General features: G+C 44.7%; 24 protein-coding genes. 12 read left to right on the top strand and 12 right to left on the bottom strand.

The genetic code is table 11. The features are described 5' to 3' along the window. Positions 1-81 precede the first annotated feature (81 nt). From AABA75_RS05215 to AABA75_RS05200, 4 genes are all read right to left on the bottom strand, one after another. Positions 82-732: a nuclear transport factor 2 family protein gene (locus AABA75_RS05215; protein WP_338291480.1), complete on the bottom strand. Its 651-nt coding sequence runs from the start codon at positions 730-732 to the stop codon at positions 82-84. Between the two features lie 19 nt (positions 733-751). Further along, positions 752-1,795, bottom strand: a complete 1,044-nt coding sequence (locus AABA75_RS05210; protein WP_338291479.1) for an SO_0444 family Cu/Zn efflux transporter — start codon at positions 1,793-1,795, stop codon at positions 752-754. Further along, the gene (gene zntR / locus AABA75_RS05205; RefSeq protein ID WP_338291478.1) at positions 1,792-2,199 is read right to left on the bottom strand and encodes a Zn(2+)-responsive transcriptional regulator; all 408 of its coding nucleotides are present in this window, start codon (positions 2,197-2,199) and stop codon (positions 1,792-1,794) included. The genes AABA75_RS05210 and zntR overlap by 4 nt, the downstream gene beginning before the upstream one ends. A gap of 120 nt (positions 2,200-2,319) precedes the next feature. Further along, positions 2,320-3,216, bottom strand: a complete 897-nt coding sequence (locus AABA75_RS05200) for a LysR family transcriptional regulator (protein ID WP_338291477.1) — start codon at positions 3,214-3,216, stop codon at positions 2,320-2,322. A 135-nt stretch (positions 3,217-3,351) separates the two neighbouring features. On the opposite strand from AABA75_RS05200, the gene AABA75_RS05195 reads away from it, so the two are divergent. Together AABA75_RS05195 and AABA75_RS05190 are read left to right on the top strand one after the other, a co-directional pair. Further along, entirely contained in the window at positions 3,352-4,083 is a 732-nt protein-coding gene (locus tag AABA75_RS05195) for a hypothetical protein (RefSeq protein ID WP_338291476.1), read from the top strand. Between the two features lie 6 nt (positions 4,084-4,089). Continuing rightward, on the top strand, positions 4,090-5,025 hold the full coding sequence (locus AABA75_RS05190; RefSeq protein ID WP_338291475.1) for an MBL fold metallo-hydrolase: 936 nt from the start codon (positions 4,090-4,092) through the stop codon (positions 5,023-5,025). A 28-nt stretch (positions 5,026-5,053) separates the two neighbouring features. Here the strand turns inward: AABA75_RS05190 and AABA75_RS05185 are convergent, their stop codons facing one another. Together AABA75_RS05185 and AABA75_RS05180 are read right to left on the bottom strand one after the other, a co-directional pair. Further along, positions 5,054-5,302, bottom strand: a complete 249-nt coding sequence (locus AABA75_RS05185; protein ID WP_338291474.1) for a DUF6482 family protein — start codon at positions 5,300-5,302, stop codon at positions 5,054-5,056. Between the two features lie 71 nt (positions 5,303-5,373). Beyond that, positions 5,374-5,937, bottom strand: a complete 564-nt coding sequence (locus tag AABA75_RS05180; RefSeq protein ID WP_338291472.1) for an HNH endonuclease — start codon at positions 5,935-5,937, stop codon at positions 5,374-5,376. 275 nt (positions 5,938-6,212) lie between these two features. Here AABA75_RS05180 and AABA75_RS05175 point away from each other — a divergent pair, with 275 nt between their 5' ends. The 4 genes from AABA75_RS05175 (at position 6,213) to AABA75_RS05160 (ending at position 9,573) form a co-directional block, all read left to right on the top strand. Next, the gene (locus AABA75_RS05175; RefSeq protein ID WP_338291471.1) at positions 6,213-7,391 is read left to right on the top strand and encodes an NAD(P) transhydrogenase subunit alpha; all 1,179 of its coding nucleotides are present in this window, start codon (positions 6,213-6,215) and stop codon (positions 7,389-7,391) included. Further along, on the top strand, positions 7,391-7,687 hold the full coding sequence (locus tag AABA75_RS05170) for an NAD(P) transhydrogenase subunit alpha (RefSeq protein WP_338291470.1): 297 nt from the start codon (positions 7,391-7,393) through the stop codon (positions 7,685-7,687). The genes AABA75_RS05175 and AABA75_RS05170 overlap by 1 nt, the downstream gene beginning before the upstream one ends. Continuing rightward, positions 7,687-9,060 carry an NAD(P)(+) transhydrogenase (Re/Si-specific) subunit beta gene (locus tag AABA75_RS05165; RefSeq protein WP_338291469.1) on the top strand — a complete coding sequence of 458 codons (1,374 nt, stop codon included), beginning with the start codon at positions 7,687-7,689 and terminating at the stop codon, positions 9,058-9,060. The genes AABA75_RS05170 and AABA75_RS05165 overlap by 1 nt, the downstream gene beginning before the upstream one ends. A gap of 219 nt (positions 9,061-9,279) precedes the next feature. Further along, positions 9,280-9,573 carry a DUF1330 domain-containing protein gene (locus AABA75_RS05160; RefSeq protein ID WP_338291468.1) on the top strand — a complete coding sequence of 98 codons (294 nt, stop codon included), beginning with the start codon at positions 9,280-9,282 and terminating at the stop codon, positions 9,571-9,573. Between the two features lie 43 nt (positions 9,574-9,616). Here AABA75_RS05160 and AABA75_RS05155 read toward each other — a convergent pair whose 3' ends face one another. Further along, positions 9,617-10,633: a GlxA family transcriptional regulator gene (locus AABA75_RS05155; protein ID WP_338291467.1), complete on the bottom strand. Its 1,017-nt coding sequence runs from the start codon at positions 10,631-10,633 to the stop codon at positions 9,617-9,619. Between the two features lie 97 nt (positions 10,634-10,730). On the opposite strand from AABA75_RS05155, the gene AABA75_RS05150 reads away from it, so the two are divergent. From AABA75_RS05150 to AABA75_RS05135, 4 genes are all read left to right on the top strand, one after another. Further along, positions 10,731-11,846 (top strand): NmrA family NAD(P)-binding protein, encoded by a 1,116-nt coding sequence (locus AABA75_RS05150; RefSeq protein ID WP_338291466.1) that lies wholly within the window; start codon positions 10,731-10,733, stop codon positions 11,844-11,846. A 45-nt stretch (positions 11,847-11,891) separates the two neighbouring features. After that, a complete protein-coding gene (locus AABA75_RS05145; RefSeq protein ID WP_338291465.1) occupies positions 11,892-12,281 on the top strand; it encodes an MAPEG family protein in 390 nt (129 codons plus the stop codon). 162 nt (positions 12,282-12,443) lie between these two features. After that, positions 12,444-13,259: a CLCA_X family protein gene (locus AABA75_RS05140; RefSeq protein ID WP_338291464.1), complete on the top strand. Its 816-nt coding sequence runs from the start codon at positions 12,444-12,446 to the stop codon at positions 13,257-13,259. A 14-nt stretch (positions 13,260-13,273) separates the two neighbouring features. Continuing rightward, positions 13,274-13,717 carry a GNAT family N-acetyltransferase gene (locus AABA75_RS05135; protein WP_338291463.1) on the top strand — a complete coding sequence of 148 codons (444 nt, stop codon included), beginning with the start codon at positions 13,274-13,276 and terminating at the stop codon, positions 13,715-13,717. A gap of 9 nt (positions 13,718-13,726) precedes the next feature. Here AABA75_RS05135 and AABA75_RS05130 read toward each other — a convergent pair whose 3' ends face one another. The 3 genes from AABA75_RS05130 to AABA75_RS05120 form a co-directional block, all read right to left on the bottom strand. Further along, positions 13,727-14,104 carry a hypothetical protein gene (locus AABA75_RS05130; RefSeq protein ID WP_338291462.1) on the bottom strand — a complete coding sequence of 126 codons (378 nt, stop codon included), beginning with the start codon at positions 14,102-14,104 and terminating at the stop codon, positions 13,727-13,729. A gap of 286 nt (positions 14,105-14,390) precedes the next feature. After that, complete coding sequence (locus AABA75_RS05125; RefSeq protein WP_338291461.1) at positions 14,391-15,167, bottom strand: tRNA1(Val) (adenine(37)-N6)-methyltransferase; 777 nt, start codon at positions 15,165-15,167, stop codon at positions 14,391-14,393. Positions 15,168-15,170: 3 nt separating this feature from the next. Then, complete coding sequence (locus AABA75_RS05120; protein WP_338291460.1) at positions 15,171-15,809, bottom strand: NAD(P)H-binding protein; 639 nt, start codon at positions 15,807-15,809, stop codon at positions 15,171-15,173. A 142-nt stretch (positions 15,810-15,951) separates the two neighbouring features. Here AABA75_RS05120 and AABA75_RS05115 point away from each other — a divergent pair, with 142 nt between their 5' ends. Beyond that, the gene (locus AABA75_RS05115; protein WP_338291458.1) at positions 15,952-18,162 is read left to right on the top strand and encodes a S9 family peptidase; all 2,211 of its coding nucleotides are present in this window, start codon (positions 15,952-15,954) and stop codon (positions 18,160-18,162) included. Positions 18,163-18,256: 94 nt separating this feature from the next. Here the strand turns inward: AABA75_RS05115 and AABA75_RS05110 are convergent, their stop codons facing one another. Beyond that, positions 18,257-19,036, bottom strand: a complete 780-nt coding sequence (locus AABA75_RS05110; protein ID WP_338291457.1) for a transporter substrate-binding domain-containing protein — start codon at positions 19,034-19,036, stop codon at positions 18,257-18,259. A gap of 75 nt (positions 19,037-19,111) precedes the next feature. Then, entirely contained in the window at positions 19,112-19,801 is a 690-nt protein-coding gene (locus AABA75_RS05105; RefSeq protein ID WP_338294807.1) for a substrate-binding periplasmic protein, read from the bottom strand. Positions 19,802-20,232: 431 nt separating this feature from the next. Here AABA75_RS05105 and AABA75_RS05100 point away from each other — a divergent pair, with 431 nt between their 5' ends. After that, positions 20,233-21,933 (top strand): ATP-binding protein, encoded by a 1,701-nt coding sequence (locus tag AABA75_RS05100; RefSeq protein WP_338291456.1) that lies wholly within the window; start codon positions 20,233-20,235, stop codon positions 21,931-21,933. Positions 21,934-21,947: the final 14 nt, after the last annotated feature.

Here is a 21,947-nt window from a genome sequence, read left to right as displayed (position 1 = left end):
TTTCTCCTGCGTTTTCATAGAAGAAATTCATTCAAGGATGAATGCGCAGGAGGTTTTTGTGCAGAAACGATGCAAGTCGCTTTAACTGCTCGACATATTGCAATCTTGCTGCTCTCCAAAAGGATCCAAAAGGTTAATATCAGCGCCTCCCGGAAAGTCTTCTCTGGGCAGGTAGTTTATCCAATCGACCTGTTTCTGGATCAGTCCGTTTTCATCAAATGTCTGAATAATCACGAATTTCCAATAACTATACGATTGTCCGCCATAGGTAATAGGCTCAAAAGTACCAATAGTAACGCCGGTATCACCATTCAAAAGTTGCTTTTGAATTGACAAACTGTTGCCCTCATTTAATTTTAAAAGCGGATCACCCCACCTCAGAAATTCGCGAATCGCTTGCTTGCCTTTAGCGCAATGCCCATAAACAACATCAATCAGCACGGCATCACTTGCGTAGTACGAGAGCAATTGTTCGAAATTCTCTCGGGCATCGTATATAGCGAAAAAAGTGCTCATTTTTTTCTCTAGTTCACTATGCTCATGACTTTTTGGCACTGTGCTACACCCGCTAAAAAGCAGAATCATAACGAAGCAACCAGCCAGCCTGATAAGGCTTTTTTTAAACCTGGAATTAGCGAAAGTTTTTACGAAAGATAAACCCGAATTACGCAATTGTTCCCTCTTTGTGCCGGCGACAAAAATACAAAATAATACAGTGCTTTTAATCACCATAAACAGATCACCTGTACAGTTAAAGGCTACTTGATTCCATTCGGGAGGAAACTAGACGTTGCTTGATACTAACAGCGTAATAACGCAGCATTAAAACACTCAATACTATGCCACTGAAAGTGTATAACAGACTTTCTTGATGCTCATGCAGTTGCTCTGCGATATTCACCTGCCAGCCGGTTTGTTGCAACAGGGAGTCCAGCATCAGTCCCATGGCTATCGCAGTCAAAATAACCCCAGTAAGATAGGCGACGATGGCGCGCCTGCCCAATTCCTTACCCAACACACCCAACGTCGCAAGATTGGTAGCTGGTCCGGTGAGCATAAATACCAGCACGGCCCCCGGCGAAACTCCGGCCAGAATAAACCCGGCACCGATGGGAGTTGACGCGGTCGCGCAGATATACATAGGAATACTCACCACAATCATTAACATCATAGTAAGAATACTGTCACCCCATTGCACAAAGAGTGATTCCGGTACCCAGGTTTGTACCATGGCAGCAAAGGCCAGGCCCACCAGCAACCAGGTAGCGGTATCTCCCAATAACTTACCAAATGAAAACTGCAACACCGCAGTCCAGCTTTTATCCTCAGTGTTATCGTTGGAATGCTTGTGGCCACAGCAACTGTGTGCCTTCGGCTTTTCAGCAGGTAACCCTTCTTTATCGGTCAAACGCACAAGTTCCCCCGCGACAATGGCACTGGTTATGGCCGCGATGGGGCGCACTATTGCCATTAATGGCCCCATCAAGGCGTAAGTGACCGAGACCGAATCCACGCCGGTTTCGGGAGTAGCTACCATGAAAGACGCGGTGGCGTTTTTGGAAGCGCCGCGCTTTCTCAATCCCAAGGCTGTCGGGATCACACCGCAAGAACACAACGGCAAGGGGGCACCAATAAACGCCGCCTTAACCGAATGACCAAAAGACGCCTTACCTAACTGACTTTCCATCCACTTTTTAGGTAGATAGACATTCATCACCCCTGCGATAAAGTACCCCAACAACAGCCAAGGAGCAGACAGCACCAGCAAATCCCAGAAATTAATTAACAAGTTCACGCCACTTTCTCCTCTATCGCTTCCAGAATAGAACAATGTTCAGCACTCTCAGGCCCACCACAACAGGTGGCCACCACCTTTTTAAGGGTTGTTTCAAAGCGTTGTAATTGTTGAATCTTTTGCTGAATATCCGCTAATTTATGTTCTGCGATATATTTTACCTCGCCACAGGTATGGGCGCCTTTTTCAACTTTGATATCCAGTAACTCTTTCACTTCTTTGAGGGTAAACCCCAGATTCTTGGCAGACTGAATAAACCGCAGACGCACTCTGTCGTCTTCGCTGTACAAGCGATAGCCATTGTCGGCCCGCAAGCCGGGCGATAAGATCCCTTGCTGATCGTAGAAACGCAGCGCTTCTACCGTAATGTTCTCCGCCTTAGCCAGTTGTCCAATCTTATACATAACATTCTCTTCGGTGCTTCAAGGTTACAAACAAGAATAAACCCTATAGTTATATATAAGGTCAAGGGTTTGTTGTCGTTTAATTATGGAAAACGCCTTTGAAGAGGCTATTTGATTAGGTCATGCTCTTGAAAGCTGGATCTGCAGTTCTGAGACAAAGCGATTTAACCAGCCGGAGGCTTTACTTGGTTTATACACCAGACAGAGTTTTTCTCGATAATGCCAAGGTAGTTGACACACATTCAAGCGCTCTAATATCCCGGAAGCAGCGCACAAATCAGGCATATAGGCCAAAGCTCGACCTTGTTGTACCAACATCAATAAGGTGCTGAAATCATCACATCGATAAGCAATCTCTCGCGATAAAACATCATCTCGCCAGCCATCGGAGCCGATTCCCCGCTTAATACCGCAAAACGGTGAAACCGCCGGACAAGCAAAAGGGTATTGGAGAATACTCTCATGAGAAAGGATGTTATTGCGATTCTGCTGCAGCAATGGATGAGCAGGCCCAGCCATAACAGCAAATTCGGTTTCACCCAAATCAATCTTCGCGATATCAGCGTTGCCACTGGCAATCGCTTCTGCAGTAACAATGGCAAAATGGGCAGAGCCATCGCTTACCTGTTTCAGCGCCTCTCCTTCCCATTGTGCCGCAATATGCACTTGAAACTGATGATCCGGTAAGCAGTCCAGTACCTCAGGCAGTAAGTAATGCAACAACACCACAGGTCCAGAAATATTAACCAAGGTTTTATGTTGCCCTTGTCCAAAGGCGCTAATCGCTTGCTCAGATTCATGCACTATTACCCGAGCGTAATCACAAAAACGTTCGCCCTGCAGGTTTAAGCGAATGTTCCTGCCTTGTCGCTCAAACAGTTGGGTATTGGTCAATGCCTCAATACGACGTATCGCTTTAGACAAAGCACCGGGTGTTTTATTGAGTTCTTTGGCCGCAACTTGCAGGTTATTACTGCGGGCTACGGTCAAAAAATAGCGTAAATCGTTGAGGTCCACAATTCACCAAACGTACACAATCAAATTAATACCATATCCCAATAGGAAACATTTATGCACTCTATTTCGATGTTTTTATAACCGCCAATATCAGACAATAGCGATAATTGATGTGCCACCGATGGAAAAACGCTTGTGCCCCCAATTCGCTTAATCACACTGTTCAGCCTGTTAACCATTTTGATCCCGATGCCTAATCGGGCAGATGACTCCCTGGCTAACAACTTTCAGGCAGACAATGTCAAGACCGACGAACATGCCCACCATCTGCGTATCGGCTCCCATGGCATGGTGTTGTTTACTGATGGCCATCATCTCTTTGCCAGCCACTTACCACTGTATCAGGCACCACACGACTACCAGTTGATATACCAAATAAAAATGGCACGAGAAGCACAGTATATCGGGTATTTAACATCACAAGAGAATACGACAGAACACTCAGCAGTTTTAACGCTACTACCCGAGGATTTTGACCTCAACCGGCTTATAGAGGGAGAGTCTTTTTCGCTTGAGGCCACGGTATTTCAGGGTCATTTTGAGCGTGGCGGTAAGCGTTGGGCACAAGACACAGTAGAATTTGAACAACTAATCTATCGAAGACATCTATCCGGATCTTTACCAGAATCGGCTCCGGTTACCCAATGGCAAGTTATCCCGCTCCCCTCAAAGCGGCATTTACTGGTACACCAGATAAGAAAAGCCCCCTCCTTTGACGCCATTTATCTAGGCGATAACTGTATCGAGCCCCCGGAAAGTCCATTAAATGTATGGGTTGCAAAAGAAAATCAATCGTTAACCGTGGATATCAGACACTGTCAGCATCATCACCCTTTGTACATCGAGTTTCAGGATTTTTTGGAATAACACGTTATGACCAATCTTAAACATGCTTTGGTATGTCTGTTAATCACTTGGGTTATCAGTTACCAGGCTAACTCAACACCCCACACAACTTCTTCAAACAAAAATCTGCAGAAGCTGCGCCAACACCAGTGGTACCACGGTGCAGCAGATTGTCAAAACCAGCAATCCAGTGCAATTGAATCCTTTCAATACAATGCCCAAACGTTTGTTCTACGACAGAACAAATGCCTGCATTACGAAGCACCTTTTATTTATTTACTTATAGGTAAGGAATGGGCCTTGCTTCTTGATACTGGTGCCACGGCCAACGCCAATAAATTTCCGCTATATAGTGAAGTACAGAAACTACTGTTATCGGCAGCTTCTACCCACCGTAAGATGCCATTGCTGGTGTTACATTCTCATGGCCATAGTGACCATATTGCCGCAGATGGACAATTTCAGAATCCCCCGGAAACCACAGTTATTCCCCCCAACCTCATTGGCGTAAAGGCGCATTTTGGCTACGGTCCAAAAGCCTTGAATTGGCCAGAGGATACTAAATTGATTGACTTGGGTGGCCGAACGCTAACTCTTATACCGATACCCGGTCACAGTGAGGATGCGATTGCACTATTTGACCAACATACTGGATGGCTGCTTACGGGAGATAGTTTGTATCCCGGCAGGCTTTACGTGCGCAACTGGCAAGAATACCGACTCAGTATCCAACGCTTATATGAACACACAGCATCGTTAGCCGTTACCGCTATTATGGGAACACACATTGAAATGAGTAAGGCGCCAGGTATTGATTACCCAGTGGGGGCAACCTATCAGCCCAACGAGGCCCCTCTTCCCTTGGACTTTGAACACCTAAAGACACTGAACCACTTATTGCAGCGTAATCCAACCCCCACCAGAATAGTGAGCGAGGCATTTATCTTGCAGCCATTAGACTAATTCATAGTTTGGCATTTTCAGCTAACAGCTAATGCCATTCAATTTCCATTTTCAACGCTTCAGGGTCTGGAGTCATGCCGCACATCTCGTCATACGGCGTATTTTGCTTTAACCACACTTTTTCAAAACGCTCGTTATCCAGAAAAGACTTTATCTCATTGATACAGTTAAATTTCTTCGGATGATTTTGTTCATCGTAAAGATACCAGGTGCGGTTTTCGTCCTCAATCGAAGCCAGGTAAAAGCCCCCTTCAAAGGATTCTATATGTAAGTTCATGTTTATTCCCCGTTTGGCAATTTGTGTTTTAAACGAGCAATCGGAGAATTTAGTTCATTAAATAGCCGGACTCAGGCAACTAATTTGCCACCCAACCAGTCCCGCCTGGAAGAAAACTGCGTACTCAAATACTCCTTTTGATCTTCCAGTATGCGATTGTTACGCAAATATAGCTGCTCATACATGTTGGGTTTGAAGGGTACTGCGATCAGATGCATATTGGCCTCCTCGGGCGTGCGCGCCCCTTTTTGCACGTTACAGCGTTTACAGGCTGTTGCCGAATTCATCCAGGTTTTCTTACCTCCGCGGGAACGCGGCACTATGTGGTCGAGCGTTAATTGGCCCGGACGAAATTGATGAGCACAATACAAACAGGTGTAATTATCTCGGGCAAAAAGCCAGCGATTGCACAAAGGGATTTTACCTTTCTGATGAATCACTTTGCCCTTGCAGCCAATAATTGAGGCAATTTGCAGTTGGCTTTGCTCGCCGTCTCGATTGTGGCCGCCAAGCAAAGTTCGCTTAGCGGTGCCCAATTCAAACAACACATTGCCAAGAGAATATTGCTTACAAGCTTCTTCAATAGTGATCCACCCCAAGGGCATGGTACTTTGATTGAGTCTTAATACATACATAGGCTGTTACCGTTATTATTATTGTTCAGCTGACTATATTTTGTACATCAAGTATGACAGATTTTTAAATAACAGGTTAAATTTCACTCATTTCCAACTTGGACAATAATCTTCTTAAGCAATAACTCCAGTTGTTGAGCGCTTATTTATCGTACTAAATCCCATCTGGTCCGACCTTTATCACTAAAATCTATAATCGCCATCTAAATAAGTAATTTAGCTTTTCCGCCGGATTTTCATACTCTGTAACATAAGCCATCGTTATTGGAGTCGAAATGAAAATATTTGTTGTGAATGAAACACCCGGGATCGCACAAGATTCTGACGATGTTTCTTTGGAGCGTAGATGCAGCGCTACCCCCGCCACAGTTAAAAAGTTAACCCTGGCTGGTGCTTCAATTACCGTGGAAAAAGGCACTGGATTATTGGCAGGTTATGATGATGCCAGCTTTGTAGAGGCCGGCGCTAAAATCATTGACGACCGGACATCAGGGCTTAAAGAAGCCGATATCGTTTTGTATGTCACAAGGCCAACCCAGGATGATATTGAGCACCTGCAAGCGGGTGCATTGGTGATTGGGCATTTAGATCCTTTCTTCCAGCAACCGCTGATAGAGCAATTACAAGCGAAGCAAGTCACCGCCATCAGCGTGGAAATGATACCGCGTACCACACGCTCACAAAAAATGGACGCCTTAAGTTCCCAAACCAACCTGGCAGGTTATGTAATGATGCTCAATGGCGCCAGCCAGTTAGACACTATTCTACCTATGATGATGACACCTGCGGGAACAGTAAAACCTGCCAAAGTGTTTATCATTGGGGCGGGTGTGGCAGGTCTGCAAGCGATTGCCACCGCCAAGCGTCTTGGTGCCAGTGTGACCGCATTTGATACCCGTCCCGTGGTGGCAGAACAAGTGCAATCACTGGGAGCCAAATTTCTGGAAATTGATTTAGGTGAAACCGGACAAACCAGTCAGGGTTATGCCAACGCCCTTACACAAGAGCAGATGCAAAAACAAAAAGAAGGTCAACGTCAGGCGATTGCCGACTCAGACCTTGTAATAACTACCGCGCAACTGTTCGGTCGTAAACCCCCTCTTATCGTCAGCGAAGAAGATATTGCCGGTATGAAACCCGGTAGCGTGCTGGTAGATATGGCGGCAGAAAATGGCGGCAATGTCGCCGGTTCTGAGCCGGGTAAAACCGTAGTTAAAAACGGCGTGAAAATTGTCGGTACCGGTAACTGGCCTAATCAGGTGCCTAAAGATGCTAGCGATTTGTACGCCAACAACCTATTTAATCTGCTAGATGAATACTGGGACAAAGAACAAAAACGCTTTGTGCTGGACCTGGAAGACGACATTTTAGATGGCTGCGTAATTGTTCATCAGCAGGAATTACGCAATGCCATGCTCATAAAACACTTTGCAGCCACTGAAGGAGACGCCTGATGGAACTGATTTACTTACTCTTTATTCTGGTACTGGCAGGCTTTCTGGGTTTTGAACTGATTCACAAAGTCCCTGCCACCCTGCATACCCCGTTAATGTCGGGTGCCAATGCGATATCCGGTGTCACCTTGATTGGCGCCATGGTATCGGCAGGCTCTGACAATACCCAACTTACTACCATATTGGGTGTGGCCGCGGTTATTTTTGCCACGGTAAACGTGGTGGGTGGTTATATGGTAACTGACCGTATGCTGTCCATGTTTAAGTCCAAACAAAAGAATAAGGAGGCCAAATAATGGATATGCTTATTTTAGTGAATATCAGCTATGTTATTGCTGCCATCTTGTTTATTGTGGGCCTTAAATTACTGAGTCACCCTGCTACGGCCAAAAAAGGCAATCTGACTTCTGCGCTGGGTATGTTTATCGCCATCGTCATGACCTTGCTGCACAAGGATATCATCAGCTATGAGTTAATTTTCGCAGGTATATTAATCGGTGGTGTACTCGGTGCCTGGATGGCAAAACGAGTAGAAATGACCGCCATGCCTGAGCTGGTTTCCCTGTTTAATGGTTTTGGCGGTCTGGCGAGCTTGCTACTGGGTTTATCAACCCTCACCATCAGCAATAGTGACAGCCTGACCATAACCACGATGGTGATTGCCTATATTTCTATACTTATCGGTGGCGTCACCTTCAGTGGAAGTTTAATTGCCTGGGCAAAACTAGGCGGCAGAATGGCCAGTAAAGCCCTGATTTTTCCGGGACAGCGCTGGCTAAATGGTTTGATTATCATCACCGCTATCGCACTGCCTTTTGTCATCGCCACACAGCCTTTTAACTTGCAATGGTTTTACATCGCCATCGCTTTAGCCTTAGTTTTTGGTATCCTGGCCACCATCCCAATTGGCGGTGCAGATATGCCAGTGGTGATTTCCCTGCTCAACAGCTATTCCGGACTGGCGGCTACTGCAGCGGGCCTTGCTATTCAGAACAATATTCTGATTGTGGCGGGCTTACTGGTGGGTGCCAGCGGGATTATCCTGACGCAAATCATGTGTAAAGCCATGAATCGCTCTTTGATGAATATCCTGTTATCTGGTTTCGCCAAACCCATCGAAGCAGGTGAAAAAATCGAGGGAGAAATTAAATCACTATCTCCAGAAGACGCCTTCTATGTGTTAGAAGCGGCTCAAAGCGTGGTAGTTATTCCTGGCTATGGTATGGCGGTAGCTCAGGCGCAACATGCGGTTAAAGAATTACAGGAACTATTGGAGCAAAATGGCGCAGAAGTGGCCTATGCCATTCACCCGGTGGCGGGACGTATGCCTGGCCACATGAACGTATTACTGGCCGAAGCCGATGTCCCCTACGAGCAGCTGTACGAAATGGACGCCATCAATCCGCGTATGGACAGCTTTGATGTCGCCATTATTATTGGTGCCAACGATGTGGTTAACCCGGCCGCTAAAGAAATGAAAGGCAGCCCAATTTACGGTATGCCAATCATTGAAGCCCATAGAGCCAGAAACGTATTTGTGCTGAAACGCTCAGCCTCAGCCGGTTTCGCCGGTGTGGATAACCCACTGTTCTTCAAAGATAACACCCGAATGGTATTTGGCGATGCCAAAGATACCCTCAACACGGTTATCCGGGAATTTGGGGATTAAAACGAGTATTTCTACTCTACACAGGCCAGCATTTTGCTGGCCTTTTTTATTCTGTTTTTTTTATCTTTGCCTCTTTGTCGAGCACCTACACTTGTCCCAAATGGACTTTTAATGTCTTTACTGAATCTTACTTAATTTCGCCAACTGAGTGATCCTGATGTTGCTGCTTACTGATTTTCAACAAGCAATTTTCCTATACAACTCAATTAAGGAATTAAAATGTCTGTAGTTATGATTTCTACTTTTACCGTAAAAGACGCTGATAAGTTTCAGTCATACCTGGTTCAATCCAAACAGTTGGCCTCTAAGCATGAGGCTGAACTCGTTCTTCGCGGCACGTTAAGTCGGGTACTCAACGGCAATGGTTATAACGCTGAACAAGTGGTTATTGCTCGATTTCCTTCTCAGGAAAAAGTGGATGCCTGGTTTGATTCACCCGAGTACAAAGCGCTTATTGATATCAGGGAAGATGCCGCTGACATGGCAATGATGACCTATGAAGTCATGAATTAAAGGTGCCAATGGAAGAGGTACTGGTAAGTATCCCAGCCTCTTTCTAATTTTTTTGTGCCAATGGCAACGAGTTTGATTCCACACCATTAAACAATCGTCGGTATTCTTTGGGTGATACCCCAACCAGCCTTTTAAACAAGCGCCGAAAAAAGCTGACATTTTCATAACCTAACAATTGTGACACATACTCAAAAGAGACCGTCTCAGCCTCCAAAATTCGACGCGCCTCTTCTACTTTGAGATGTTGAATGTATTCGTTGACTGCATAATTGGTGGCCTTTTTAAATTTTCGATTTAAGGTTTTAGTGGTTAAATTGCTGAAAATTGCCAACTCGGAGATGCTTATTGTGCGATGCAAATTGTCTGCAATATGTTTTTGGCAGAGCAAAACGGCACTATCACCATGGGTTTTGTTGATCACAAAAGATTTAAAACTCGACTGTTTATTATTGTGAAAATCCACCAAAGTACACTTAGCCGTTTGCAGCGCTACGTCTCTATCGCAACACCTTTCAATCAAGCGCATGCACAAATCCTGATCGGCACTGACACCACCCGCGGTTAGCACATTCCCCTCCTCTGCAATCAATAAATTAGTATCCAGTTTAACCTCCGGAAAAGCCGCTCTGAATGGCGACTCTAATGCCCAATGGGTAGTGGCTGTTTTGCCATTTAGCAATCCCGTTGCGGCCAATAAAAAGGCGCCCGTACAGATGCTGGCAACAATTGCCCCGCGCTCGTGCATTAGTTTGATATAAGCAACTCTGCGCTTAAAGCTCTGGCTGTGTGGTTGAATATTCATTCCTTCCGACGGCACTATCACTAAATCAAAGTCATCATCATCTGAAATTCTCTTATGCGGCCGTATTTTCGCGCCGCTTAGCCCTGTAATTTCTTTATCCGTGAGCCCCGTAATTGAAACATCAAAATTTGGTGTCAGTGGTAAATCATGGATCTTGTTCCAGAAAACTCCTGCCTGAATGAACATATCAAATGGCCCAAACACAGTAGAAAATAACGCGTTTTCACTCACCAAAATGTTGACTTTCAAGACTTGCATGCAAATGTCCTATATGGAGCTTTTTTGTCCAATTTGAAGCTTAAATAAGTTTTCTAATGAGTGCAACATGTGCTCCAGAGTCTCAGGAGATAACGATATGACACAAAAAATACTGGTGACCGCAGCCAATGGAAATACCGGATTCACTACTTCACTGGCACTTTTAAAACGCGGGCTTGCTGTCAAAGCTGTAGTGAGAAACACTCAGTCAGGGAAGTCGAAACAGCTGCAATCTCTGGGTGCGGAAATTGTGCAGGGAAACTTAGATGATTACCGGGATATTGAATCGGCACTTAACGGCGTCTCTGGTGCTTATTTTTGCGCTCCGTTTGAACAAGATGCCTTATTGAAAACGGCAAATTTCATTGTGGCGGCAGAGCATGCCGCAGTGGAGCATGTTGTCTATATGAACCAATGGTTAGCCTCAGCGGCCCACCCGGCAATTCACACACGTGAACAATGGTTAACCAAACAACTGGCAAACCTACATAAAAATACCGCTTATACTTTTATCAATACCGGCCTGTTTGGGTTTACCTATTTTTTCACTCTAGAGATGGTTACTCAACTGGGTATTTATCCCACCTTATTAACTAAGCATGAGCTTGCGCACAAAGCCTTAAATGCGCCTCCTTCAGAGGAAGATCAGGGCCGGGTAATTGCTGAAATTTTGCAAAAAACCGACAACCATAAATTCAAGACCTATCGGATAACAGGGCCTAAGCTCATTTCCCACCAGGATGTCATTGATTGCTATTCACAAGCCCTGGGAAGAAAAATCCGGCCTATGACTATCAGTAAAAAGATGTTGTTTAAATCTTTAAAAGCCATGGGATTTGATACCTACCAGATGGTAAATGTTAATTATTACCTTGAGGAATTAGAACACGGAGTTTTTGCTTCAAAAGAGGGTGTCAATGATCTGGTGTTTGAGCTTACGGGAGAGCATGCCGAGAGCTTCGAGATGATTTTGCAGCGTCATTTGCAACAATCAGGTTTACAGAATCGTACCTTTAGTTCTGTCACTAACGCACTGCTTTTTTTTGTAAAAATGTTGTTCACACGCTCACCAGATTTGGAAATTTTTCAAAAACAGCAGCGCTTTCCTGAGTTCTTTCGGGCCCCGGTTTACGCCTATGAAAGTGGTGACTGGCAACAAATCCATTTAGCAGACCAGCAATTGTTATCAACAAACACCTCTGATACTCGTTAAGAAACCGACGAAACAAGAGTGTCATTAAACAATTAAGGAGTATTTATGGATCCTTTTTATCTTGCATTGCTTTATAACCTGGTGCTTTATTTCATGTTACTAGGCTTGCAGGTTGTATACCGTGCCAGAAGTCACGGATTGGCTTACGCCTTATCTAATCTGGACGCGCAAAAAACTGAACAAAAATGCCAGCTTAGATCTCGACGAGCAAAAGACAATCAAACTGAATTTTTGGTGTTTTTTTGCGGATTATTCATCTGCCTGGAAGCGAGTGAAATTAGCGTCGCCCATTTAGGCTTTTTAGCCATTGTTATCATGATATCCAGAAGCTTCTATATATTGAGTGTTTTATTGGGGCTCCCTTATATTCGTTCGTTATCCTGGTTATCGGGCTCCATTCCGTTGATTTATATTTTAGTGTTGCTTCTGAGCTAGTAAGAAAACAGCGTTCATTGCTATACATATATAGCGAGTTTTACTCGCTATAGTTCGTGACTATCGAAAATAGAGCTTCATACTCAGTAACGACTGACTGTTTTTTAAATTGCCTCAAAATACTGCTATCATCGCGCTAAATTGCAGTGTTTGTTTACAAGTTTGAGCCAATCTCAGAAATCCTCCCGGTTACATCAATCCTATTATCGCAATGGGCCCAGCCACCGCGACGGTGCGGATGTCTCTTTTAATGACATCATTAAGATTTTCGGCTTTAAAACCGCCACAGTGGGCAACTGGGTGACCAAACAAGAGCAACAAATCGCAGCCAATTTGTTCTTTGATGCGCTGTGCGATCTGATGACCATACTCCAGGTGCCCGAACAGGTTATTTCTTTAAACGGTACACTGTCTTTGGCCTTTGGCAAAGGTGGACAAAAATATAGCTCCGCCCACTACAATTCCGGCACACGAACCCTGGCGCTGGCGAAAAATGCCGGCGGCGGCGCATTGGCCCATGAATGGTTTCACGCTTTTGATCATTACATAAGCCAAAAGCTATTCCAGAAAGCCAACCATACAGATTTTGCTTCCGTGTTGTGGCTGAAAAATATTCAGGTCATTGAACACCCGATTAATCATTTACTGGAAAACTGCTACCAGCATATTTTTCTCAAACCCAACAGTGACGAGCTCAGTGAGCTCTTTATCAAAAGTGCAGCGGCGGACAAATCTCTCAACACTTATTATTATGCGCAACCACAAGAAGTATGCGCCCGAGCCTTTGAAGCCTGGGTGCAAGATCAGCCTCTTAAAAACGCGTTTTTAGTACAAGGCACCAAACAATCCACTGAAGCGAAACTAGGCATCTATCCAGAACCACAACAACGCACCGAAATCGCCGGTCACTTTCTTCGCTATTTTGCTGCATTGGGGACGGCATTAGATAGAATGGAAGGTGAATCCCGACAACAATAACCAACGAGCTCCTGATGAAAATACAACAAGTAACCCATGACCAACTTGAACAATGTGCAGACTTATTCGATCAGTATCGCCAGTTTTATCAACAGCCCGGTGATTTAAATTCAGCGCGAGCCTTTATCTCAGAGCGCCTGGTGAAACGCGATTCCATCATTTATATCGCGTTAGATGAAAACAATAACGGTATGGGTTTTACCCAACTGTTCCCATCCTTTTCTTCGGTTGCCATGAAGCAGGTTTATATTCTGAATGATTTGTATGTTACTGAAAAAGCGCGCAAGCAAGGAGTAGCAAAAGCCTTGATGATGACAGCACAAGCATTTGCTCAGAAAAACAAAGCGTATGCCATTAAGCTGGCCACGGCGAAAGATAACGTTCAGGCAAAGGCGCTATATGACCAACTGGGCTATAAAATGATCGACAGTTTTGATTACTATACTATTAAAATTTAATCAGCCCGGTTACACGAAATCCTTCACTATTTTGCGCACCGAACGATGATAAAAAGGCAACAATAAATTGTCTTTAACCTCATCTGCAGGATAGCCAAACAAACCAAATTTGTTGCCCTTACTTTGGCTTATCACCACGATGTGATTGGGGCGCTCTTCCAGGCGTCCGTGCAACGGATCGATAACAGGTACCAGATAACGTCCCAGTTTTATCATGCCGACTTTGCGATTTTCGCGATAGACGATTTTGTCAAACACGGGATTATCCAGCACCGCATAAACGGCAAACTTAGGTACCTGAATTGGAATATTCCGGCAATAGAATTGCACCACCTGCAGCGAATCGGTCAGATGGCTGATACATGAAGGTAATTGACTCTCGCTCATAACAGCTCCCCTTCAAAGGTTATCCTGTCCGTGGAAAAAGTCCTGATTTGTTTTTGATGTTGTTAAATGCACAGTTTTACTGTCCACATCTTTAATATAGCAACACCCGGAAAAAAGGAAATCCGAAATTTGTAACGGATTTATTTCCAGCAACGCTAAACCTTATACCAATCCCATCAAGTAATTGATCAGCGGAATGATTAATAGCATTGGCCCTATATAGGTTATCTGCAAGGAGAGATAGAGGGTTTAAGTTAAATCAGTTTTAAAAAAAGGTTTTTTAGAATTAAAAATTCAGATAAAAATCTCGACACAATGTTTTATAAGTATCCGTGTAATCACCTTTTACATCTCGAACGATTATTTCCTGAATGCTTTGGGCGCGAAGATTATTCTCTGGATCGCGATTTATATCATCCCCGTTTAATTCTTCGGCCTGGTCACCTAAATGCCACAATTGACAGTAGGGTGCCTTAGCAGGCGTGGCTTTTACGTCCAGTCGCGCTAATAGCCCAAAGTGAAGCTTTTCTGCCAGCATTTCTACCTGCAATTCAGCAGAAGCAGGTAATACCAAATAAAAATGACCGGCGCTGGTCAACAGTGTTGCCACCGATTGAAACAATAACTCCAGATTGAGCGTACTCTGCTGCCTTGCTACCGTGCGCTTTTCATCTCGTTGTTGGTTCCGGGTGTTATGAGCAGCAGAGGGGGCATACTCAAACCAGGGCGGATTGGCGAGGATCACATCATATCGTTGGCGATTTTGTTGCCACCAGTCAGAAAAGTCAGCATGAAACAAAGTAAGCTTGTCTGGCCAGGGCGATGCCCGGAAATTTTCTTTTGCTTGTAATGCGGCGTCATCATCAATTTCTACGGCGGTAATGCGACAACTTGAATGGCTCTTTTGCGCCATCATTAAACTCAAAATGCCGGTACCTGTACCAATATCGAGTATAGTGCTTGCAGATCCCGGCCGACACCAACTGCCCAATAATAAGCTGTCGGTGCTTACTTTCATGGCACATTTATCCTGCTGAACGACAAATTGTTTACAGCGAAACATCCATTAATCCCACTGCTGCAAAGCCATCATTTGTCTGGCCACATCGATAACATGGACCGGGCGGTATTTGCGCAAGGGCCCCTGCATCAAAGGTGACAACAGTGGACTTAGCCAAACCCCCATTCTTTCGCCGAGGCGAAATTCATCCCGCTCCCCCAGTAATAGCGAAGGCTGAACCGGTTTAGCGTGCAATTCAGTGATGTTGGCGATGGCGTCTTCCAGTTCCCCTTTAACCCGTAAATAAAAATTGGAGCTAGACGCATCCGCTCCAACCGAGGATATCCAAACGAAGCTCTGCGCATGCTCGGCTTTAGCTAACTGCGCTGCCTGAAGCACGTAATCGTAATCTACCCTGCGGAACGCCTGCTCACTACCCGCTTTTTTAATCGTAGTGCCGAGGCATACATAGATGTGTGAAGCACCAAAAAACGAACGACAAGCAGTTAAATTTTCGTAGTCTACGATTTCTAACTGCAATTTACCGGCACTGCTCATAGTGGCGTATCCACTCTCGGGTTTACTGCGCACAAGGCAAATGATGCGGTCGTATCCGGGATCATCCAGTAACAAAGTAAGTAAGTGCTGACCCACTAATCCTGTCGCACCCAGTAACAAAGCAGTTTTGTGGTTTTGTGCTCGCATGTTATAAATTAGCCATAATGCAATATTTTGCTGATTTTACCGATCTGTGCTGATTTTTTAACCATATTATTCGCTGAACAACAACTTTAATATGATGCACTCCAGATCCACTACTAAATTTGCCTACAGGATACTCTGAAGCATGAAAAAACTCACCCTGCTTTCTGGCTTGCTCATGAGCAGTACTTTGGTACATGCACAAGCGCCAGAAAAACTCAGTATTGAACGAATCTTTTCCTCTCCCGCCCTTGAAGGCAGTGCACCAGCCAAATTAAAGGTTTCCCCCGATGGACAAAGAGTCACTTTTATCCAGGGTAAGGTGAGCGATTACGAGCGTTACGATCTTTGGGAATACCATGTTGCAAGCGGTAAAACCCAAGTTTTGTTTGACGCAGACAATTTGCACTCTGGCAAAGAAGAGCTGTCTGACGAAGAAAAAGCCCGCAGGGAGCGCCGCCGCGAGTACGGTACGGGCATCATGGAATATCAATGGTCCAGTGACGGCAAAGCTTTACTATTTCCGCTGGCAGGAGATGCGTGGTATTACCCAATGGGTAGCGATAAAGCGCAACAAATCTTAGAGACGGAAAGCTTTGAAACTGACATCAAGATTTCGCCCAAAAACACCTTCATTTCCTTCATTCGCGAACAAAATCTGTATCTTAAAAATATCGCCACAGGTGAAGAAACTCAGATAACCGCAGATGGTGGCGACGCCGTCAAAAACGGCATGGCCGAGTTTGTCGCGCAAGAAGAGATGAGTCGCATGACTGGCTACTGGGTTGCACCGGATGAATCTAAAATTGCCTATATCCGCGTTGATGAATCTCCAGTGGATATCATCACTCGCACCGAAATATACGCTGATAATGTCAAGGTTGTGCAACAGCGTTACCCAAGAGCAGGAACACCCAATGTCAGCGTAAAACTGGCTATCTACGATGTGAACACAAAACAAACTCAATGGGTAGACTTGGGACAAGAGCAAGATATCTATCTGGCCAGAGGTAAGTGGCTAAACAACAGTAAGCAGTTTAGTTTCCAACAGCAAAGTCGCGATCAAAAACAACTGCAACTTAAAGTCGTAGACACCGACAGTAATAAAGTATCGGTATTATTGACGGAAAACAGCGCGACCTGGATTAACTTGCACGACGACCTGTACTTCCTCAAGAAACAGGATGCCTTTGTCTGGGCCTCCGAAAAAGATGGCTTTAAGCACCTCTACCTGATGGACAACCAAGGCAAGCAGTTAGCGCAATTGACTAGCGGAGACTGGGTTGTGGATTCGGTTGCCGCTATTGATGAACAAGCCGGACAGATCTACTTCACTGGCCGCAAAGATACGCCGGTGGAGCGTCACCTATATAAAGTCTCCTTAAAAGGTGGCGACATAACCAAAGTAAGTCAACGTTCCGGCTTTCATTCCATTGCGTTCTCAAAAGACGCCAGCATCTACGTAGATAACTTCTCTACCATCAATACACCACCTCAGGTGAGTCTGCACAAGGCGTCCGGAGAACACCTTACCTGGTTAAGCGAGAATGCCATTGACGACAGCCATCCTCTTGCAGCTTATCAGGAGCAATGGGTTCAGCCTGAGTTCGGCACCATAAAAACCCAGGACGATGTAACCCTGCATTACAGAATGTGGACCCCGAAAGAAATTAGCGGTAAGCATCCAGCCATTGTCTATGTTTACGGCGGCCCTATTGCTCAGGTCGTGCAAAATCGCTGGGGCGGCAACCGCGGTTTACTTATGCAGCATTGGGTAGACAAAGGTTATGTTGTTTTCTCCGTTGATAACCGCGGTTCAAATTATCGTGGCAAAGCGTTTGAAGATCCTATTTTTGAGCGTATGGGAGAAATTGAAGTACAAGACCAGGTGGCAGGCGTGAAGTTCTTGCATACCCTACCCTATGTGGACAAGGACAATATAGGCGTTTATGGTCACAGTTATGGCGGTTACATGGCTTTAATGAGCATGTTTAAAGAGCCTGATCATTTCGCAGCCGGCGTATCTGGCGCGCCTGTCACTGACTGGCGTTTGTACGACACCCACTACACCGAACGCTACATGGGCAACCCCACCACTAATCCTGAGGCCTACACTCGCTCCTCAGTATTTCCTTATGCAGAGAACCTAAAAGGTGACTTGTTAATTTATCACGGTATGGCGGATGACAATGTGTTATTCACTCATTCCACCATGTTGTATAAGCACTTACAGGATCTGGCTATCCCGTTTGAAGTGATGGATTACCCGGGTAAGAAGCACAGTATTCGCGGCAAGCAAACTGGAATTCACCTGTACAATACCATTACCAATTTCTTTGATCGTACTCTGCGTTAGAACCTGTCGTTAAATAAGCCTCAAAAAAGCCGCTCGCGAATTCACGAGCGGCTTTTTTTTAAGGATTAAAAGAAAAAGTTAAATGAGTTATCAGCTAATTAGCATTCAGTTTATAACTCAACATTACCTGGTTTTCTGCTTCAGCAATCATTATCGCAAGCTCGCCTGAATCTCTGAGTTGCCTGATTTTTTCATCGATGATGGCAACCAATTGCTGGTGTTCTTCATGAATATAATGGTATAGGTTTAGGGTGGCCAGAGGAGTTCCCTGAGGCGAAATATCGTTCAGGCCCAATTGTTGAATGGTCATCACGCCATCAAGAGTATTAGTCAAACCAACATCAACCAGTCCCTGTTCCAGTAATCGCATTATCTCTACCGTATTGCTCACATCTGAAACCTTCCTTAACCCTTCGGTAATGACGTTTGTATGCTTGACGCCTCGCACCTTGGCTATGGTGTAGCTTCTGAGATCTTCCCGGCTTCGTACCGATACACCAGCGCCGTCCTTGGTAAAAGCCATAGTTTGCAGATAATAGTAAGGCGTCGGCACTCTGCGTACTGTTGGATTCTCTTCTCCATAACTATAAATTCTCATGATCTCGCCATTGCGCAATCCCGAAGTTGCTTCAAATTCAGCCCGTTTACCCGGTAGCGAAGCTATCGTTATTTTAATGCCTGCACGCTCATAAATCTGGGGCAGCACTATTTTCCCAATTTCTTGCTCTACCAAATGCTCAATAGCAACAAAGTGATAAGTTGTCGCCCCCGTATTAGCCACGAGGAAAAATGATAAAACAAAAAATTTTGCGCGCTGAGTGAGCGCGAGTATTGGGGCGAGAAGCAAACGTCGGAATACACACCTGGTGGACACGGCAATATCTCCCGGATTCCAGGGTTGCTTGATCATCCGAATGAAGCACAATGATTGGTGCACGAGCAAAATAGCCTAATCGTTTATAGATTTGGGTAACAAACGATAACTATCAATAATTCCTTCTATTTCGCCACTATTCCACATTTTCTTTATTCTGGCGTTCAAACGCTCGATACTTTCAGCCGAATAGGATTTATGCAGTGCCAAGTGATTTCCACTACCTTCGTAATCAATTTGAATTACTGGTTCAAGGGCATCGAGCTCATACCCCAAATTGCGCAGGTTGTAGGGCATGGTCAAATCTGATCCCAAGATCAAATCAACGCGCTTCTGAAATAACATGCCGTAGGTTTCTTCAGCGCCTGAAACTAAAATAAGGTTTTCTGGAACCTTCAGTCCCAGTTTTTTAAATGTTGGCACCATAACGCCACGTCGGGTTAAACCGATGCGGTAAAACTTCAAGTCGGCAAATGAACTAACACTGACATCTTCACGCGAACTGAGTTTAAACAAATATGGCGTAGAGGATACCAAGGGTCCAACCCAAGCATACTGATGTTCTCGTTCTACATTGCGCCCGGCGGCCAGCAAAGCGGTATCAGGGGTACTTTGCACGATTTGTTGTGCTCTGGCCCAATTAATATTCTCTATCCTGAAAGCAAGATTTTCTTCCTGCAGTACCTTGCTGATAATGTCCGTATTGATGCCAACAAACTTGTCGTCTTTAATAAAATTGTAGGGGGAAAGTGATGAGTCAGCAATACCAGTTCCTCAGCAAAGCTGATACTGCTAAAGAGACAAAAACTCAATCCGATGAGATGCACTTTTTTTCGGATACTAGCGTAAAACATAATAGTGATAGCCTCTGCTTTCAGGCTGGCTCTAAAAGAGAATAAAATCAATTAAGTTCGATTATACCGCATCTCTTTAAACGATAGTCCAAGCAATTGCTTTTTCATATTAATTTTCGATATTACGATCTTTGATTGAGATTAATAACAGTAATCCTTCTGGCGCACTGGTTAATTTCTCAAAAAACATTTAGGCTGGAGTAAAATATTTAACTTATGGCGAAATGCTATAAATTATTGGTCACTAATCGAACCGCACTAGCCAAGGACCGAGTTAGTTTCTCGTTGAGGGTAAGTAGCAATAAAATTAACTTTTACAACCCAGGTTAACGCGAATATAAGATGCAATCTGATGCCCTAAAAAAGCCAGGGAAGTCGCTTTCAAAAAGGATGTATGCCCCAAGAGTCATTGGCTACCTGATGATGGCAGCGATGCTCATCGCGGTTTATTATCCGACGCTTTCCCCTTGGGTTACCTTCTTCATCTTTGCAAATTGTCTGCTTTGGCCTCACTTGGCCCGCCTGCACGGGCGCTTTTCACCTCTAAAAAATCAAGCTGAATTCATCAATTTGTACCTCGATGCGTTGTTTTACGGGTTATGGTGTGCCGCCGTTGGGTTTCAGGTGTGGGTGGTATTTGCCTTACTGATTGTAACCACCCTAAATGGCCTGATGGTGGGAGGACTCAGATTCTATTTCAAATCCATATTGAGCCTGTCAGCGGGCTGTCTTGTGGGTGGATTGTTATGGGGTTTTGAACTGTCAGATAGCTCCTCAATCATGGCACAAATAATTGCCGCACTCAGTATTTATCTGTATTGCTTTAATGTGGGCTTTTTCAATAGCCAATATGCTCGGAAACTAGAACGCACCAAAAACAGCATCGCCCGCAACAATCTGGCCCTTGCCGAAGCGAAAGAAAAAGCCGAAGAAGCATCCAAAATCAAAAGTGAATTTCTCTCTAATATGAGCCATGAAATCAGAACCCCCATGAACGGCATATTGGGTGTGTTACAAATTCTGCAACGGGAAGAGCAAACAGAAAAGGACAGCAAACTGATAGATAAAGCCATCTACTCAGCCAAATCCTTGCTCACCATCATTAATGATATTTTAGATTATTCAAAAATTGAAGCCCAGCAATTGGATATTGAACATATTCCCTTCGCTCTGGAAAGCGTAACGCAATCGGTGCTTTCTGACATGTTACCCGTCGCTTCAGATAAGCACATCTGTCTCACTCTGACTCATGACCAACAACTACCTAAAACATGGCTTGGCGACCCGGTGCGAATTCGCCAAATATTAATGAATTTAGTATCCAATGCCGTGAAGTTTACCGAACAAGGCAGCGTCACCATTGCTGTGCGAACAGCGCAAAGAGAGGCTCAATCCGGTTTAATTTTTGAAGTGCAAGACACGGGAATTGGCATGTCTCAACAGGCGGTTAAAGCACTATTCGAACGATTTTCCCAAGCCGATGCTTCCATCACACGAAAGTTTGGTGGAACAGGGCTGGGTATGTCCATTACACAAAACCTGATTTCATTGATGCAAGGCGATATTCGCGTTGCCAGCAGTGAAGGTAAAGGAACCCGCTTTGTTGTGTTCTTACCCTTAACTAGTGCAAAAGATAAAACCGATGTAACCACAACGAGCTTTGAGGAGCAGCAACCGGATTTACAAGGTAAACAAATACTGATCGCTGAGGACAACGCCATCAATCAGGAAATTATCCGCTCCATGCTGGAATCGACAAACGCGACATTGCGCTTTGCTGACAATGGCCGACTGGCGATTGATGAAGTCAATACCCAACAACCAGATCTGATCCTGATGGATATTCAGATGCCCGTGCTGGATGGCAAACAAGCTTTTGCCATCATCCATAAAATCGCGCCTGAAATCCCTATTATCGCCCTCACCGCCAATGTCATGTCGCAAGATATTAAAGAGTACGAGCAATTGGGCTTTTCAGGCTATCTGGGAAAACCCTTTGAGCTAAGAGATCTATATAAAACCTTATCTGCGTATTTAACTTAATTAAACACAAAGAT

It is taken from the genome of Planctobacterium marinum, from assembly GCF_036322805.1.
GTDB lineage: Bacteria > Pseudomonadota > Gammaproteobacteria > Enterobacterales > Alteromonadaceae > Planctobacterium > Planctobacterium marinum_A.
The sequence above is the reverse complement of the archived record's forward strand: the minus strand, read 5'-3'. Positions and strand labels throughout refer to the sequence as shown.